This is a genomic window from Enterobacter cloacae complex sp. OE43NF (genome assembly GCF_023544405.1).
Taxonomy (GTDB): domain Bacteria; phylum Pseudomonadota; class Gammaproteobacteria; order Enterobacterales; family Enterobacteriaceae; genus Enterobacter; species Enterobacter cloacae.
In genome coordinates this window covers 42,362-58,914 of the sequence record NZ_JAMJFW010000024.1, presented here as the reverse complement: position 1 = coordinate 58,914, position 16,553 = coordinate 42,362, and the positions used below count along the sequence as shown (strand labels likewise).

Here is a 16,553-nt window from a genome sequence, read left to right as displayed (position 1 = left end):
AAGCAATATAAAATATATTCTCAGTTCTAACTTGTTAAGCACAGCTAAACAAGGGCAGTTAATTGCAACAAAGTCTCTAAAATAGGGTGGTGATTAACCCATTTAGCCGCAGGTGATGGTATCGCTTAAGTTCGTGTCAGACCAGTATCACAGTATCCATGGCACAATATTTCCCACAATACGCTTTTTTTATCTCACTTAAGTTAAATTGCAGGTTGCAAACTGCGAAACGACAAAGCACCGCTATTCGTGAGGACAAACGCCAGTACGAATGCTATAAACCTTAATGCCGACCAAAATATTAAGTTGTGGGAATAATCATGCTAAAAAATATTAGTGTCAGAACCTTCATTGTCTATTTCCTTTTGTCTCTTTTTTTGCTAAACGCAGCTGTCGTCTTTCTATTTACCGGCGCATCGTCACTCTTAATAACGCTCAATGTAATAAATGTGATTGCTCTTTTTTTACTCTGGATTTACATGACCCAATATCTTGTGACACCGATCAATACTGTGAAAAAAAGTATTGAAGAAGTCACGGCAGGGAATCTTGGCGTGACAATCCCCGAGTTTGGCAACAACTGCGCAGGGCGTTTAATTCCCGGGATTAACAGCCTTTCGGGCAATATTGCAACACTGGTCCGGGAAATCAGGGCGTCGTCACAAACCGCCATGACCTTATCGGATCAACTCTCCGCACGCAGCGCGCAGCTATCGGTGAAAACGGAGCAGCAATCGGCTTCGCTGGTGCAAACCGCAGCCAGCATGGAGCAGATGGCTGCGAGCACCAAAAACAATGCTGATAACACCCGACTCGCCAGTGAACAGGCCAATCAGGCAACGCTTCAGGCACGTAAGGGGGGCGAGCTGATGGGGCAGGTTGCTCACAATATGCAATCGATCACCGAATGCGCACAGCAAATGACGGAAATCATCTCAATGATCGACGGCATTGCCTTCCAGACCAATATCCTTGCGCTTAACGCGGCCGTTGAGGCGGCAAGGGCGGGAGACCACGGAAAAGGCTTCTCTGTGGTCGCGGAGGAGGTGCGAAATCTGGCACACCGCAGCGCGGAAGCGGCGAAGAACATCAAAACGCTGATTGAAGTCACCAGCAATAACGTTACACAGGGCGTGACGGTAGTGTCAGAAGCGGAAAAAAACATGCATGAGATTGTGGCTGGCTCCGGCAATGTCAGCCGTCTGATGGATGAAATTTCCAGTTCCACATCCGAGCAGGAGAAGGGAATTTCACAGATTACGCTGGCATTATCAGAGCTGGAAAGGGTCACGCAAAGCAATGTGGCGATGGCGGAGGAACTTAACGGATCCTCCGACGTGCTGCGCAATCAGGTTATCGAACTGCAGTCACGGACACGCAATTTCCGGCTCGACGGGGGATACGCGGCTGATAGTTCGTTATCTACACCGGTTGTTCCGCTGGCGTTCCCGCAGCGACAAGGACATTCCGCCTGAAGGGACACCGCCGTTACCCGTACAATTCCCGAGCGATTTCAGCGCCATGCGGAACATAGTGGTTGCGTAACCTCTGCCGAAAGCTAGACTGACAACGAAAAGCTAAAAGCGGAGGCGTTGTGGAGAGCATAAAAGGGTCTGAACTGAACGTTCCTGACGCAGTGTTTGCGTGGGTGTTTGACGGTAAAGGCGGTGCCCGGCCGCTGGAAGACAACGACGTGATCGATCACGCGCATCCCTGCTGGTTACACCTGAACTATACCCATCCGGATAGCGCTGAATGGCTGGCATCCACCCCTTTACTGCCAAACAACGTACGTGATGCGCTGGCAGGGGAAAGCCTGCGGCCACGCGTGAGCCGGATGGGTGACGGTACGTTGATCACGCTTCGCTGTATTAACGGCAGCACGGATGAACGTCCCGATCAGCTGGTGGCGATGCGCGTCTATATGGATGATGGGCTTATTGTTTCCACTCGCCAGCGTAAAGTGCTGGCGCTGGATGACGTGGTAAACGATCTGAAAGAGGGCACCGGGCCGACCGACTGCGGCAGCTGGCTGGTGGATGTCTGCGATGCGCTTACCGATCACGCGAGCGAGTTTATCGAAGAGTTGCACGATAAAATTATCGATCTGGAAGATAACCTGCTCGATCAGCAGATACCGCCACGCGGTTTCCTGGCGTTACTGCGCAAGCAACTGATTGTGATGCGTCGCTACATGACGCCACAACGTGATGTATATGCCCGTCTGGCCAGCGAGCGTCTCAGCTGGATGAATGATGACCAGCGCCGTAGAATGCAGGACATTGCTGACAGGCTGGGGCGCGGGCTGGATGAAATTGATTCCTGTATTGCCAGAACCGCAGTAATGGCCGATGAGATAGCACAGGTGATGCAGGAGTCGCTGGCCAGAAGAACCTACACGATGTCGCTGATGGCAATGGTCTTTTTACCCAGTACCTTTCTGACCGGTCTGTTTGGCGTAAACCTGGGCGGCATTCCCGGGGGTGCTTATCGCTACGGCTTTACCGCGTTTTGCGTCATGTTAGCTGCTTTGATTGGCGGTGTTGCATGGTGGTTGCATCGTAGTAAATGGTTGTAAATTTACGCTTTTTCCGCCTTTTGCGCGGATCAAAACGCTCTTTTAATTGAGCAAAGTCAATAAACAGAAACCGTGTAAGGTGCATTATTACTCCCGCAGGTGAATGCAACGTCAAGCGATGGGCGTTGCGCTCCATATTGTCTTACTTCCTTTTTTGAATTACTGCATAGCACAATTGATTCGTACGACGCCGACTTTAATAGTCGGCTTTTTTTTTGCCTCCCGTTTCTCAGGGTCTACCCTAAAAGGGTCAATCCAAAAAACTGGAGGGAAAGATGAACCATCTACTCGCGCTGCAACGGCTGCATTCACGGCAGTCCGATCCGGTCCCGACCGACCCAACGCCCATGCCCGATCCCATTCCTCGTCCGCAGCCTATGCCCGACCCGCCCCCCGATGAAGAACCGATTAAATTGTCGCATCGAACCCCGAGATCTGCGAGGATACGCGCCATCTGACCGCAAAGATGACCACGAGAGACTATTGTGACCGCTTTTTCTACCCTGAATGTTCTGCCTGCCGCCCAACTCGATAACCTCAACGAGTTGGGATACCTCACGATGACGCCTGTTCAGGCGGCCGCATTACCCGCCATTCTTGAGGGGCGCGATGTTCGCGTACAGGCAAAAACCGGCAGTGGGAAAACGGCAGCGTTCGGTCTTGGACTGTTACAGCATACTGATGCCACTCTGTTCCAGACCCAGTCTCTGGTTCTGTGCCCGACCCGCGAACTGGCTGACCAGGTCGCGGGTGAGTTGCGTCGTCTGGCGCGTTTCCTGCCCAACACCAAGATCTTAACCCTCTGCGGCGGACAGCCGTTCGGGGCGCAGCGTGATTCTCTCCAGCATGCGCCTCATATTATTGTCGCGACACCTGGCCGTCTGCTGGATCATCTGCAAAAAAGCACCGTTTCACTGGATGCCCTGCAAACGCTGGTGATGGATGAAGCGGACCGTATGCTGGACATGGGCTTCAGCGACGCGATCGACGAGGTGATCCGCTTCGCGCCGGAAGATCGTCAGACATTGTTATTCTCTGCGACCTGGCCTGACGCCATCGCTGCAATCAGCGGTCGTGTACAAAAAAATCCGCTGACGATTGAAATCGACAGCGTGGATGCGCTGCCTGCCATCGAGCAGCAGTTCTTTGAAACCTCGCAGCAGGGCAAAATCCCGCTTCTGCAGAAATTGCTGAGCCAGCACCAGCCCGCCTCCTGCGTGGTGTTTTGTAATACCAAAAAAGATTGCCAGGCGGTGTGTGATGCCCTGAATGCCGCCGGGCAAAGCGCGCTGTCATTGCATGGCGATCTGGAACAGCGCGATCGTGACCAGACGCTGGTTCGCTTCGCGAACGGCAGCGCCCGTGTGCTGGTTGCAACCGATGTCGCCGCACGCGGGCTGGACATTAAATCGCTGGAGCTGGTTGTTAACTACGAGCTGGCCTGGGATCCAGAAGTACACGTTCACCGCATTGGGCGTACCGCACGTGCCGGAAACAGCGGGCTGGCCATTAGCTTCTGCGCGCCGGAAGAGGCGCAGCGTGCCAATACCTTGTCTGAAATGCTGCAGATAAAGCTTAACTGGGTGAACACTCCGGGGAACGTTCGCGTTGTGCCACTCGAAGCCGAAATGGCGACGCTGTGCATTGATGGCGGCAAAAAAGTCAAGATGCGTCCAGGCGACGTATTAGGCGCGCTGACAGGTGACATGGGACTGGATGGCGCCGATATCGGCAAGATTACCGTTCATCCGGCACACGTATATGTGGCAATCCGCCAGGCGGTTGCGCATAAGGCATGGAAGCAGCTGCAAAACGGGAAAATTAAAGGCAAAACCTGCCGGGTCAGATTGCTGAAATAAGCGGCAGAAAAAACGCGTCTCAGACGGACTCTGAGACGCGACAGGATTATTTCACTTCAAGTACGTTCAGGCGCAGCTCGTCAAACTGATTATCATCCTCTTCCGGCTGCCAGCCTGCAGGCTGCATGGGGATCTCTTCCCGATCAAACGCCAGATCGCCGCCATTCACCACTTCTGAATCATGGTTGATGCCTTTGAAGTCGAACAGCTCAACATCCGCAAGGTGAGAAGGCACCACGTTCTGCATTGCGCTGAACATGGTTTCGATGCGCCCTGGATAACGTTTATCCCAGTCACGCAGCATGTCACCAATGACCTGGCGCTGCAGGTTCGGCTGAGAGCCACACAGGTTGCATGGAATAATCGGGAAAGCTTTCGCCTGGGAGAAGCGTTCAATGTCCTTCTCGCGGCAATAGGCGAGAGGGCGGATGACAATGTGTTTGCCGTCATCGCTCATCAGCTTAGGCGGCATGCCTTTCATCTTCCCGCCGTAGAACATGTTCAGGAACAGCGTTTGCAGGATATCGTCGCGGTGATGACCCAGCGCAATTTTGGTTGCGCCCAGCTCCGTCGCGGTCCGGTACAGAATGCCACGACGCAGACGAGAGCAGAGAGAGCAGGTGGTTTTGCCCTCCGGGATCTTCTCTTTTACGATACCGTAGGTGTTTTCTTCGACGATTTTGTACTCAACGCCCAGCTTATCGAGATATTCCGGCAGGATATGCTCAGGGAAACCCGGCTGTTTCTGGTCAAGGTTTACGGCCACCAGGGAGAATTTCACCGGCGCGCTCTGCTGAAGATTACGCAGGATCTCCAGCATGGTGTAGCTGTCTTTACCCCCTGACAGGCAAACCATGATGCGGTCGCCTTCTTCAATCATATTGAAGTCTGCAATGGCTTCGCCCACATTACGGCGCAGCCGCTTCTGCAGCTTGTTGAGGTTGTATTGTTCTTTCTTTGTATTTGATTGATTGTCTTGCATTTATTGCTACCTTCGGAGCCAGCAGGGGCAAAAATTTTCAGCGTGCCAGCTTATCGTTAAGCATCAGCACCTGTTCGCCATTCATTTTCCACGCATTCTATGCCGCAACTGTCTGGCTATGAAAGATGGGTTAACGCCGGCAGTCAATGCCAGCGGGCAAAAGTATGTCGCGTATGGTACGGATTCCGGCGGCGAATACCAGCACGTTTTACAGCGATGAAGGATATTGTGCCGACTTGCGGTAAAACGTAATCGGCTTTCTGTTCGCCATCAGCGAGACGTGGTCGTTAAAACAGATAACATACGGTGGGTAAGGGCAGGCAAGCTCCGCTCAATAAAATGGCGGAGCCAGTAAAACGGAAGGACAGATCAGGTGGTTACTTTTCTACAATCTCTTTCACATCCGATTGATGGATCTGATGAATGCTGCCATCTGCATCTTTGTATGAAATTAAACCGGTGTCTTTATCTCGCTCTGGTTTTCCATGTGTGGTCATCATATGTCCATCTTTGGTCGATATAACATAATCACTTGAGCACCCTGTTATTGCTAACGCGACACCTAATGCCAAAAATGCAAAAATACCACCCTTCATATTAACCTCTAATTAACTTTATAGTTACAATCGTTTTAATACAGCATTATTTAACAACAGTGAATTGCAACGCTTCGTCAACGAAAGGGAATTTCCATTTAAAGAAAAAAAGAGCAATAAACGGCCACAGCGTATCCGTATATGTGGCGTTTAATCTTGTGCTTCTTTTTGAAATCCGTCTTTTTTTAGATGTAATCCTTTATGACTATTTCCGTTGCTCTTCATTCGCATCAGTATTGATTTAACTTGTATCACTGCTTATTATCTTGCGTTTCAGCGTATGGGAATGTGCAGCTCGCATGCGACTTTACTGACGTGCTGGCAGCTAGGATTAGACAATCACTGGCGAACGATTCCCTTAAGATGATATCCCACTGGAAGGGGTGAAAGTGTTTAAGTTAAGTTCTTTTGGTTTTATGATTTTATTGTGCTCAGGGTGTAGTTCTGATGTGGTTATCACTCCTGCGGAAAAACCGGTTTATAAGCCAATGCCTGATATAACGCAATCTGTAACACCGTCTCAGCAACGGGCGATCATGGCTGGTGAACGTCCCGACTGGACAGACAGAGCACCGGTCATCACGACCAGGCGTTATTGATTTCTGCTTATCATCTTCAGGCTGCATAGCGCAGCGATTTCATAAGTAGTAGAGAACAACCCGGGACCTCACGATGGGGTCCTGCATGCTGATACGTAGCTTTAACGTGGCCTGCACGAATAGCCACTTAAACTGCACTGTGTTGAGAGTCTATTCATCTTCAGGCTATTAAGCTGTTTTCCCCGTACAAAGCAGGAGGGAAACGGTGATGGCTGTTTTAAAAGTATGTCTTTTAGTTGGGTGCTTCCTGGCGGGTTGTGTCTTGTATCTTCATCTTTTTACGTCAATGAAGGAAGCATGCATAAAAGATACGGCAGGAGAAGTGTTTCACGTGCGTCAGGTTGAAAATGCTACTGATTGTCAGTCTTTTAACTGGAGCACGTATATACAGTGTGGCTATTTTTAGTCGTAAATATAACAAATGATTAACATGCACAAAGCGAAAATTTATATGTGGTAAAAGAAACTGCAATCAGTAAACATTAAGATTTATCTGCTTCTATTTTATTCATTTCTTTCTGGGGTGGGATATGTTAATAGATGGTTGGATAACAGGGTGAAATGAAGTTAAAAATAAAATAAGCATAATGAACATGACAGAGCAAAAAAATATTTTTCGCGAGTGGTTAGATATTCGTTGAAGTAACACAACATACCCTTAATACCGTTGTGCAGTGGTTCCTTTAAAACTGTACGTTATGCTCAACGGCTCTCATTATTAAGGCTCCCGTATGCAAACTGACAAAGACCTTTCCACCTGGCTCACGTTTCGCCGTCTTTGGCCTATAATATCGCCTTTTAAGAAAGGGCTATTGGTTGCGGCATTAGCATTAATGATAAATGCCGCCTGCGATCCTTTTATGCTGTCTTTGCTAAAGCCGTTAATGGATGATGGCGTGGGCAAAATGGACCGCTCTGTCATGTTATGGATGCCGGTTGTGGTTATCGGATTAATGACGCTACGCGGTATTACTAGTTTTATCTCCAGCTATTGTGTCTCCTGGGTCTCGGGCAAAGTGGTGATGGATGTGCGCCGGAAATTGTTCCGCCATTTGATGGGCATGCCTGTGTCGTTTTTTGACAAACAGTCAACCGGGACGTTGCTGTCGCGGATTACCTATGATTCCGAACAAGTCGCATCTTCGTCATCAGGTACGCTGATAACGGTCATCCGTGAGGGCGCGTCAATCATCGGCTTGTTCGCAATGATGTTCTACTATAGCTGGCAGCTCTCAATCATCCTGATTGTACTGGCACCTGTTATATCCGTGACTATTCGTATGGTGTCCAAACGCTTTCGCACTATCAGTAAAAGCATGCAGAATACGATGGGGCAGGTCACGGCGAGTGCTGAGCAGATGCTTAAAGGCCATAAAGAAGTATTAATTTTCGGCGGTCAGGACGTTGAAACAAAACGCTTTGATAAGGTCAGCAATAAGATGCGTTTGCAGGGAATGAAAATGATGTCCGCATCGTCAATCTCCGATCCTGTTATTCAGCTTATTGCCTCCCTGGCACTCGCGTTTGTTCTTTATGCTGCCAGCTTCCCGAGTGTTATGGCGACCCTGACGGCGGGAACGATTAGCGTCGTTTTCACATCGATGATTGCATTGATGCGGCCTCTTAAATCCCTGACCAATGTGAACGCACAGTTCCAGCGCGGGATGGCCGCTTGCCAGACGCTGTTCACTATTCTTGATTCCGAACAGGAAAAAGATGAAGGTCAGCGCGTACTTGAACGCGCTAAAGCGGACGTTGCATTTCGCAATGTGACGTTTACCTATCCGGGACGTGAGGCCCCAGCGCTACGCAATATCAGCCTGAACATACCTGCCGGTAAGACTGTTGCCCTTGTCGGACGTTCCGGCTCGGGTAAATCAACCATCGCCAGCCTGATGACGCGATTTTATGATATTGATGAAGGTGAAATTCTGCTGGACGGCCACGACCTGCGAGAATATACCCTTCAGTCGCTTCGTAACCAGGTGGCGCTGGTGTCGCAAAATGTCCACCTGTTCAACGACACGGTAGCCAACAACATCGCCTACGGTCGTACGGAGCAGTACACCCGTGAACAGATCGAGAATGCCGCGCGTATGGCAAATGCGATGGACTTTATCAACAAGATGGATAACGGTCTTGATACCATCATCGGTGAAAACGGGGTACTGCTTTCTGGTGGGCAACGGCAACGTATCGCTATTGCACGCGCACTGTTGCGGGACAGTCCAATACTCATCCTTGATGAAGCAACGTCAGCCCTGGATACGGAATCGGAACGCGCTATACAGTCTGCGCTCGAGGAACTGCAAAAGAACCGTACGTCACTGGTGATTGCGCATCGTCTGTCGACTATCGAAAAAGCTGACGAAATCATTGTTGTTGAAGATGGCGTTATCGTTGAACGCGGAAGCCATGCGGAATTGGTGACTCACAATGGGGTATACGCACAGCTTCACAAAATGCAATTCGGTGCGTCAAACAGTTAAGTCACATTCACGCTTTTTACCCCGCTTGCAAAAGCGGGGTATCCCGTAATGTCACCCAAACCTGATTCATGCGCAAGATACCGTATAATGCCTTCTCTGAATACGCTTACATATCCTGCGAATGGACCTAACACATTGAATAAATTTTGTTTTTTTCTGCTGCTCTGTACTGCTATCGGCAGTCTCTTTTCCGCCTGGCCCGTAGCAATATGGTTCCTGCTCATTAACGTCCTGACTATGGTTATTTACGGCGCCGATAAAATGGCAGCACGGAAAGGAATGCGCAGAATACCTGAAGTAACCTTACTGGTCTTCGGCGTTGTGGGCGGGTGGCCCGGCGCCATTATGGGTCAACAGATCTTTCGCCATAAAACGCAAAAGCAGCCGTTCAAAACCTGGTTTTTGATGTCTGTGGTCGTGAGCATCTTGGCCACGTTGGCGCTGTATCATTTTGGTTTTGTTGTTCGCTATTGAGCATCATTACTGCCAATAGTAGTAGGCCAAATCCTGGTGGGTTGCTGTTTTTTGTCCGTTCTGAATAATACGTGCAACAACACGGATGACAGCATCTCATGAAAATAAAATGTATTACGCTGGCAGCGCTGATGTTTTATTCAGCGCCTGGCTGGTCGACGTTTCAGGAGCGGGAATATAATACCTGGTATATAAAAAATGCCGTTCTTTATGACATGACGCAGACGTCGGAAGGTTTTCCGGTAATGGTGAGCGTATCTCAGCCCGGGAAAAAATCCGCTAATCTGGTGGTTTCATACATCACCGAAGGGCAATGCGGAAAAAATACGCTGCCGCTTAATGTGAATGGTAAAGTGCTGCCCGCCAGCTATTACTGTGTTCAGGTTGGGTCGAACAGAATTGAACATTTTTCAGTGGTCGATGCAAACAGCGTCAATGCCCTGGTGACGCATCTGAATTCAGATTTCACCCTTCTCCTGCAAAACGATATCAAGATTTGGGCCGCAAATATCAAATCGCCGAAATACGGTCTGACACCGCGTTTTTAAAATCCTGCTACGCTTGTTTGTGGTATCAGGAGCATGAACATGAAGAACAAAGATGAACAAACCGGGTTAGTTGGGCTGGCGATTGGTGCTGCCGTTATCGGGCTTGTTTCGGCACAGAAACCGATCGATCGTAACAGCATTGTTGATGAACTGCTAAGACTCGGCAGGCAAAAGGGTGACGGCGTAGAGGATGAGGTGTTCGTCAAGGCCGCTGAACTGGTAAGAAAAGGGGTGTAAACGATGGCAGAAATCCGTCATGCCCGATGCCATTGTGGTGCAGTGGCATTCACCGTTGCGTTAACCGATGGGTTAAATACCGCCCGTCGCTGTAGCTGTTCTTTTTGTCGGATGAGAGGGGCGGTTGTGGTCTCTGCACCGTTAACCGGTATAACCGTCACCAAAGGCGAGGATAAACTTACGGAGTACCGCTTTAACACCGGTACAGCCCGGCATTTCTTCTGCTCGGTCTGCGGGATTTATACCTTCCATCAGCGGCGTTCTAATCCCAATGAATACGGTGTAAATGTCGCCTGTTTTGAAAACGTCTCTCCGTTCGATTTCCCGGAAGTGACGGTGATGGATGGGGTTAACCATCCTGCGGATGGCGAAAGTGGGGTCTTTGGCTATCTCTCTTTTCGCAAACGCGCGCCAACACAAGCGTCCTAGCCGCCTGGCCACATTGTGCTAACGCTGGCTATAGTGGGAAGTGGGTATCTTAAAGAGGAGACATTATGCTTAGTGTTGAAAAAGACGACCCACGTGAGGCGCCTGAATCAGGGGATAAAAAGCCTCAGCCCGTGAAAAAATAGCATTCACGAAGGGTATCACGGCCACCGGCACTGCTGGTGGCTTTTTGTTTTCAAAGGCTCACTGTTAATGCCTGTCGAGATGATTTAAGAGCGTGCCGAGGTGCCCAACAATATCGCGGAAATCGAAAATTAACGCCATCCACAAACACGCTAAAAGAGCCAGTAGGGCAAGGGATACACGACCAAACAACACAGTTATCCTTAATGATGAGGGGGATATCTGCGCAGTCTAACCCGCAGTCTTTCAACTTATCCTCAACAATCTCGCGATAGCGTGCTGTTGTGCGACTAACCTCAAAAAAGGTGAGCCCGCATGATGCTGCGGGCTCTGATCATCAGAACTGGTAAACCAGGCCTAATGCAACGACATCATCGGTACCGATACCGTTGTTTTTGTAGAAGCTGTCATCTTCATCCAGCAGGTTGATTTTATAATCCACATAGGTGGACATGTTTTTGTTGAAGTAATAGGTTGCGCCTACGTCGGCATATTTAACCAGGTCCTGATCGCCCTGACCGTTGCCCAGGTCTTTACCTTTCGACTGCAGGTAGGAAATTGCCGGACGCAGACCAAAATCGAACTGGTATTGTGCGGTTACTTCGAAGTTCTGGGTTTTATTCGCCACGGCGCTTTCGTTGTCGCCGTAAGGGGTCATATTGCGGGTTTCAGAATACATGGCCGCCAGATAGATATTGTTGGCGTCATATTTCAGACCCGCGGTCCAGGCATCCGCTTTATCCCCGCCCGCGGTGGTATTTCTCACCTGATCGTTGGTACGGTCAGAAGAGGTATAGGCCGCCCCCGCTGAAATTCCCATACCGAAATCATAGGTGGTAGAAATACCGAAGCCGTCACCGTTCTCATGACGCGTGTCGCGACCATTATTGGTCCCTTCCTGGTTATTGCTGGCATCTTCGTTATTACCCTGATACTGCAGAGCAAAGTTCAGACCCGGCACCAGGCCATAGAAATCGGTGTTGCGGTAGGTTGCTACGCCATTGGCACGACCGGTCATAAAGTTATCGGCATAGGTGTAAGAGTCGCCGCCGAACTCTGGCAGCATATCGGTCCAGCCTTCCACGTCGTACAGGACGCCATAGTTACGGCCGTAGTCAAAGGAACCGTAGTCACCCACTTTCACACCGGCGAAGGCCAGACGTGTCCAGGACTGGTTGTCAGACCCTTCGGTGTTATTTGCCTGAATGTTGTATTCCCACTGTGCGTAGCCGGTCATCATGTCGTTGATCTGGGTTTCGCCCTTGAAACCCAAACGCATATAGGTCTGATCGCCGTCTTTAGACGTGTCATCAGAGAAGTAGTGCAAACCATCTACTTTTCCGTACAGATCTAATTTATTGCCATCCTTATTATAAATCTCTGCTGCATGCGCAGCGCCAGCCATTAACAGAGCCGGAATCATCAGGGCCAGTACTTTTCTTTGCATTATGGTATTCCTTTGCGGTTGTTTTTATTTAATTACCTGTTGAACTTTCCTTTGCGGAGAGTTGTCACATGCTAAATCACTCCGCTGAAAGAGTAATAAATTATAATTGTTACGAAGTGAGTAAAATCTAAAGGGAATTGTTCTGCGGAAATGTTAATTTGTTTGATGAATGTTTTAGTGAAAAACATAATAAATTAAAATTATTAATCATGCGGTAAATCAGGTAATGTCTGCCCCGTTATATGCCTTTAAGATTATTATCCATAATTCCCATGAATATCATTTATTCATTTAACGTGATGCTCAGGGATTATTTGGTCTGGCCCGGTGTGAATACACCGGGCTTTTTTTATGGCATAAAAATGCCCGGACAAGCCGGGCATGGGGATTATTCGCTGGTGGATTTTTCCGCTTTCCCGGCCATTTGCGCCAGGAAGTCGTACCGTTTTTGCAGATCGGCGGCGGCATCTTTCCACAATTGCTCAGCCACTTCTGGCTGTTGCGCATTGAGGCGACGGAAGCGCTGCTCCTGCAGCAGTGTCTCAGCCAGGGCATCTGACGGAGGACGTGAATCGAGCGCCAGCGGCAGCTTGCCTTCCTCTGCCCGGCGAGGATCAAAGCGGTACAGCGGCCAGAAGCCCGTGGCGGTCAGCTGACGCATCTGGTCGTGGCTGAGCGCCAGATCGTAACCATGCTCTTCGCAAGGGCTGTAGGCGATGATAAGCGATGGGCCCGGATACGCTTCCGCCTCCTGAATCGCTTTCACCGTCTGGTTAAGCTGCGCGCCGAGCGAGATTTGCGCAACGTACACGTGTCCATACATCATCATGCTGACGCCGAGATCTTTACGCGCCTTGCGTTTCCCGTGCTCGCCAAATTTTGTTACCGCTCCTAACGGCGTGGCTTTTGACGCCTGTCCGCCGGTATTGGAATAACACTGGGTATCCAGCACCAGGATGTTCACGTTCTCTGTCAGGCTCAACACATGATCCAGCCCGCCAAAGCCAATATCATACGCCCAGCCATCGCCGCCAATCAGCCAGATCGATTTTTCAACCAGGGCGTCAGCGTCGGTCACCAGTTGTTCTGCACCGTCAATGCCCTGAAGGGCATTACGAAGCGCCGTAACCTGCTCGCGACGAACCTCAGGGGTGGCTTCAGCGTGCAGCGCAGCGTGCAGGTCGGCAGGGATGTTATCGGCAAACTGATCCAGCAGGCGCATCACGCGTGCGCGGTGCTGATCCACCGTTAAGCGGAAGCCAAGACCAAATTCGGCGTTATCCTCAAACAGCGAGTTCGCCCATGCCGGGCCGCGGCCGTTGGCGTCGGTGGTGTATGGGGTGGACGGCAGGTTACCGCCATAAATAGACGAACAGCCGGTCGCGTTGGCGATCAGCATCCGGTCACCGTACAGTTGCGTCAGCAGTTTGATGTACGGTGTTTCTCCGCAGCCGGAGCAGGCACCAGAGTATTCGAACAGCGGCGTGATCAGCTGTGAGGTACGGATATCAATACGTTCCAGCTTGCTCCGATCGATTTCCGGCAGGTTCAGGAAGAAGTCATAATTCACTTTCTCTTCTTCCACGTGTTCCAGCCGCGACATCATATTGATGGCTTTGATATCCGGGTTCTGTCGGTCTTTGGCCGGGCAGACCTCGACGCAGAGGTTACAGCCGGTGCAATCTTCTGGTGCAACCTGCAGAACGTATTTCTGTCCGCGCATATCGCGGGATTTCACATCCAGTGAATGCAGGCTGGATGGGGCCGATTCCATCGCGTCCGGAGAAACGACTTTGGCCCGGATGGCAGAGTGCGGGCACGCTGCCACACAGTGATTGCACTGGGTACACAGCTCTTCCTTCCAGATTGGGATCTCTTCCGCGATGTTGCGTTTTTCCCAGCGGGTGGTGCCCATCGGCCAGGTGCCATCCGGCGGCAGGGCGGAGACGGGAAGGGCATCGCCCAGCCCCGCCAGCATGGCCGCCGTTACGGTTTTAACAAAATCTGGAGCCGCATCAGAAACCACCGGAGGACGGTTCGGGCTGCTGGCATTCACCGGCTGGAGCGGTACTTCAGACAGCGACTCGCGCGCCAGCGCCAGTGCCTGCCAGTTGCGTTCAACCAATTCCTGGCCTTTACTGCTGTAACTTTTGGCGATCGCGCCCTGCAGTTCCATTAAGGCGCTGTCGCCCGGCAGAATGTTTGTGAGGTGGAAGAACGCCATCTGCATGACGGTGTTGATGCGCGCGGCAAGACCACATTCACGGGCGATCTTCGCCGCGTTAATGACAAAAAGCCGCGCTTTTTTCTGATTAAGCACCGCCTGCACTTCCTGCGGCAGGCGCGTCCAGACTTCATCCGCACTGTACGGCGTGTTGAGCAGGAAAATACCGCCAGGTTTGAGACGTTCGGCCATCTGGTATTTATCGATAAACTGCAGCTGGTGACAGCCGACAAAATCAGCCTGCGAAATGAGATACGCCGAGCGGATAGGGTGTTCGCTGACGCGCAGATGGGACACGGTCAGCCCGCCGGCTTTCTTGGAGTCATAGACGAAATAACCCTGTGCATACCACGGTGTGGAATTACCGATGATCTTGATGTTGTTCTTGGTTGCCGAAACGCTGCCGTCGCTGCCCAGACCGTAGAACAGCGCCTCAAGTTTCGCGCCGGAGGGCAGGGTGTTTTCCGGCAAGGCCAGTGAGAGATGAGTGACATCGTCATAAATACCGACTGTAAAGCGAGGTTTCGGCTTCGTTTCACTTAGCTCATTAAACACCGCCAGCACGCAATCCGGACCGAACTCTTTGGACGACAAACCATAACGTCCGCCAATGACACGCGGCAGCGTTTCGCGCTCACCGTTACTGAAGGCTTCCGCCAGCGCGGTCATGACGTCCAGATACAGCGGTTCTGCGTGTGCGCCTGGCTCTTTGGTACGATCGAGCACGGCCACGCTACGTGCGCTCTCCGGCAGCGCAGAGAGCAGATGTTTCGCTGAGAACGGGCGGAAAAGGCGAACTTTCAGCACCCCAACTTTCTCGCCGCGCGTCAGCAGTTCATCCACGACTTCTTCACAGGTGCCAATGGCTGAACCCATCAGCACAATCACGCGTTCCGCCTGTGGATGGCCATAATATTCAAACGGTTTATTTTCCCGTCCGGTGGCGGCAGCGAAATCGTTCATCGCCTGTTCCACATGATCGTACACCGCGTTGTACCACGGGTTCGTTGCCTCGCGGGACTGGAAGTAAGTATCCGGGTTGGCCGATGTCCCGCGGATCACCGGATGTTCCGGGTTGAGTGCGCGGGCGCGATGGGCATCAATGTCCGCCTGCGGCAGAAGCGAGAGAAGGGTGTCATCTGCCAGGGGCACGATTTTGTTGATTTCGTGGGAGGTGCGGAAACCATCAAAGAAGTGAATAAACGGTACGCGGCTTTTCAGCGTCGCGATATGGGAAATTAACGCGAAATCCTGGGCCTCCTGGACGCTGCTGGCGCACAGCATGGCGCAGCCGGTCTGACGCACGGCCATCACGTCGGAGTGATCGCCAAAAATGGAGAGCGCGTGGGTAGCAACGGTTCGTGCCGCGACGTGCAGGACAAACGGGGTAAGTTGACCGGCCAGTTTGTACAGCGTCGGGATCATCAGCAGCAATCCCTGCGAGGAGGTAAACGACGTGGAGAGCGCTCCCGTCTGCAGCGCACCATGCACCGCGGCAATCGCACCCGCTTCGGACTGCATTTCGACGACTCTCGGGACATCGCCCCAGACATTTTTTAACCCGTTTCCTGCCCAGGCATCTGCCTGTTCGGCCATTGTAGAGCTTGGCGTAATCGGGTAGATGGCGATAACTTCGCTGGTGCGAAACGCGACTGACGCGACTGCACTATTACCGTCAATAGTTTGCATAGGACGACACCCTTACATTGCGCAAAATAAAGAGGGGTCCGTAAATCTGGTCAGACCCTGAATATTATTCCCTTATTTTAGCAAAGGCCGGATTTTGCGATTTTCGCATTTGTGTCCTCGGTATTCTCACCATCAATGAGTAGATCAAACTTTAGGTGAAAAAATTGCGAGAAATTGTTTCAGCAGCGCATAAATACGCACTTCTGCTCTCGACGGCACGGGATGTGATGCCTATTATGCATAGGTTTCGCATTATTCATG

14 protein-coding genes and 1 pseudogene are annotated in these 16,553 nt (G+C 51.1%); 10 read left to right on the top strand and 5 right to left on the bottom strand.

The window, feature by feature from the left end; all coding sequences use genetic code 11:
• Positions 1-320: 320 nt before the first annotated feature.
• From M8370_RS13100 to dbpA, 4 genes are all read left to right on the top strand, one after another.
• Positions 321-1,475: a methyl-accepting chemotaxis protein gene (locus M8370_RS13100; protein WP_095439517.1), complete on the top strand. Its 1,155-nt coding sequence runs from the start codon at positions 321-323 to the stop codon at positions 1,473-1,475.
• A gap of 119 nt (positions 1,476-1,594) precedes the next feature.
• On the top strand, positions 1,595-2,578 hold the full coding sequence (gene zntB / locus M8370_RS13095) for a zinc transporter ZntB (protein ID WP_029882921.1): 984 nt from the start codon (positions 1,595-1,597) through the stop codon (positions 2,576-2,578).
• 275 nt (positions 2,579-2,853) lie between these two features.
• On the top strand, positions 2,854-3,036 hold the full coding sequence (gene ynaL / locus M8370_RS23460; RefSeq protein ID WP_071830099.1) for a proline-rich small protein YnaL: 183 nt from the start codon (positions 2,854-2,856) through the stop codon (positions 3,034-3,036).
• A 27-nt stretch (positions 3,037-3,063) separates the two neighbouring features.
• Entirely contained in the window at positions 3,064-4,437 is a 1,374-nt protein-coding gene (dbpA, locus tag M8370_RS13090) for an ATP-dependent RNA helicase DbpA (protein WP_250021152.1), read from the top strand.
• A gap of 46 nt (positions 4,438-4,483) precedes the next feature.
• On the opposite strand, the gene ttcA is transcribed toward dbpA, so the two are convergent.
• The 3 genes and pseudogenes from ttcA to M8370_RS13080 form a co-directional block, all read right to left on the bottom strand.
• Positions 4,484-5,419 carry a tRNA 2-thiocytidine(32) synthetase TtcA gene (ttcA, locus tag M8370_RS13085; protein ID WP_013096454.1) on the bottom strand — a complete coding sequence of 312 codons (936 nt, stop codon included), beginning with the start codon at positions 5,417-5,419 and terminating at the stop codon, positions 4,484-4,486.
• Positions 5,420-5,456: 37 nt separating this feature from the next.
• Positions 5,457-5,703, bottom strand: a pseudogene (locus M8370_RS23630) (site-specific integrase); the annotation flags it as partial.
• A gap of 93 nt (positions 5,704-5,796) precedes the next feature.
• Positions 5,797-6,015, bottom strand: coding sequence for a YgdI/YgdR family lipoprotein (locus M8370_RS13080; RefSeq protein WP_032618552.1), 219 nt, complete (start codon positions 6,013-6,015; stop codon positions 5,797-5,799).
• A gap of 1,330 nt (positions 6,016-7,345) precedes the next feature.
• Between M8370_RS13080 and msbA the strand changes: the two genes are divergently transcribed.
• From msbA to M8370_RS13050, 6 genes are all read left to right on the top strand, one after another.
• Positions 7,346-9,103, top strand: coding sequence for a lipid A ABC transporter ATP-binding protein/permease MsbA (gene msbA, locus M8370_RS13075; protein WP_045903053.1), 1,758 nt, complete (start codon positions 7,346-7,348; stop codon positions 9,101-9,103).
• 87 nt (positions 9,104-9,190) lie between these two features.
• Entirely contained in the window at positions 9,191-9,577 is a 387-nt protein-coding gene (locus M8370_RS13070; RefSeq protein WP_052123616.1) for a DUF1294 domain-containing protein, read from the top strand.
• Positions 9,578-9,675: 98 nt separating this feature from the next.
• Positions 9,676-10,125, top strand: a complete 450-nt coding sequence (locus M8370_RS13065; RefSeq protein ID WP_058684635.1) for a hypothetical protein — start codon at positions 9,676-9,678, stop codon at positions 10,123-10,125.
• A gap of 39 nt (positions 10,126-10,164) precedes the next feature.
• Complete coding sequence (locus M8370_RS13060; RefSeq protein ID WP_013096459.1) at positions 10,165-10,362, top strand: hypothetical protein; 198 nt, start codon at positions 10,165-10,167, stop codon at positions 10,360-10,362.
• 3 nt (positions 10,363-10,365) lie between these two features.
• On the top strand, positions 10,366-10,791 hold the full coding sequence (locus tag M8370_RS13055) for a GFA family protein (RefSeq protein WP_045294236.1): 426 nt from the start codon (positions 10,366-10,368) through the stop codon (positions 10,789-10,791).
• Positions 10,792-10,856: 65 nt separating this feature from the next.
• Entirely contained in the window at positions 10,857-10,934 is a 78-nt protein-coding gene (locus tag M8370_RS13050; RefSeq protein ID WP_223232805.1) for a hypothetical protein, read from the top strand.
• 335 nt (positions 10,935-11,269) lie between these two features.
• On the opposite strand, the gene ompC is transcribed toward M8370_RS13050, so the two are convergent.
• Both ompC and nifJ read right to left on the bottom strand, forming a co-directional pair.
• Positions 11,270-12,379 carry a porin OmpC gene (gene ompC, locus M8370_RS13045; RefSeq protein ID WP_013096462.1) on the bottom strand — a complete coding sequence of 370 codons (1,110 nt, stop codon included), beginning with the start codon at positions 12,377-12,379 and terminating at the stop codon, positions 11,270-11,272.
• A gap of 388 nt (positions 12,380-12,767) precedes the next feature.
• On the bottom strand, positions 12,768-16,292 hold the full coding sequence (gene nifJ / locus M8370_RS13040) for a pyruvate:ferredoxin (flavodoxin) oxidoreductase (protein WP_250021151.1): 3,525 nt from the start codon (positions 16,290-16,292) through the stop codon (positions 12,768-12,770).
• Positions 16,293-16,553: the final 261 nt, after the last annotated feature.

Coding starts and splice junctions, on each gene's coding strand:
- M8370_RS13065 (WP_058684635.1), top strand. CDS start 9,676: ATGAAAATAAAATGTATTACGCTGGCAGCGCTGATGTTTTATTCAGCG.
- M8370_RS13070 (WP_052123616.1), top strand. CDS start 9,191: ATGCCTTCTCTGAATACGCTTACATATCCTGCGAATGGACCTAACACA.
- M8370_RS13080 (WP_032618552.1), bottom strand. CDS start 6,015: ATGAAGGGTGGTATTTTTGCATTTTTGGCATTAGGTGTCGCGTTAGCA.
- M8370_RS13050 (WP_223232805.1), top strand. CDS start 10,857: ATGCTTAGTGTTGAAAAAGACGACCCACGTGAGGCGCCTGAATCAGGG.
- M8370_RS13100 (WP_095439517.1), top strand. CDS start 321: ATGCTAAAAAATATTAGTGTCAGAACCTTCATTGTCTATTTCCTTTTG.
- msbA (WP_045903053.1), top strand. CDS start 7,346: ATGCAAACTGACAAAGACCTTTCCACCTGGCTCACGTTTCGCCGTCTT.
- nifJ (WP_250021151.1), bottom strand. CDS start 16,292: ATGCAAACTATTGACGGTAATAGTGCAGTCGCGTCAGTCGCGTTTCGC.
- M8370_RS13055 (WP_045294236.1), top strand. CDS start 10,366: ATGGCAGAAATCCGTCATGCCCGATGCCATTGTGGTGCAGTGGCATTC.
- M8370_RS13060 (WP_013096459.1), top strand. CDS start 10,165: ATGAAGAACAAAGATGAACAAACCGGGTTAGTTGGGCTGGCGATTGGT.
- ynaL (WP_071830099.1), top strand. CDS start 2,854: ATGAACCATCTACTCGCGCTGCAACGGCTGCATTCACGGCAGTCCGAT.
- ttcA (WP_013096454.1), bottom strand. CDS start 5,419: ATGCAAGACAATCAATCAAATACAAAGAAAGAACAATACAACCTCAAC.
- ompC (WP_013096462.1), bottom strand. CDS start 12,379: ATGCAAAGAAAAGTACTGGCCCTGATGATTCCGGCTCTGTTAATGGCT.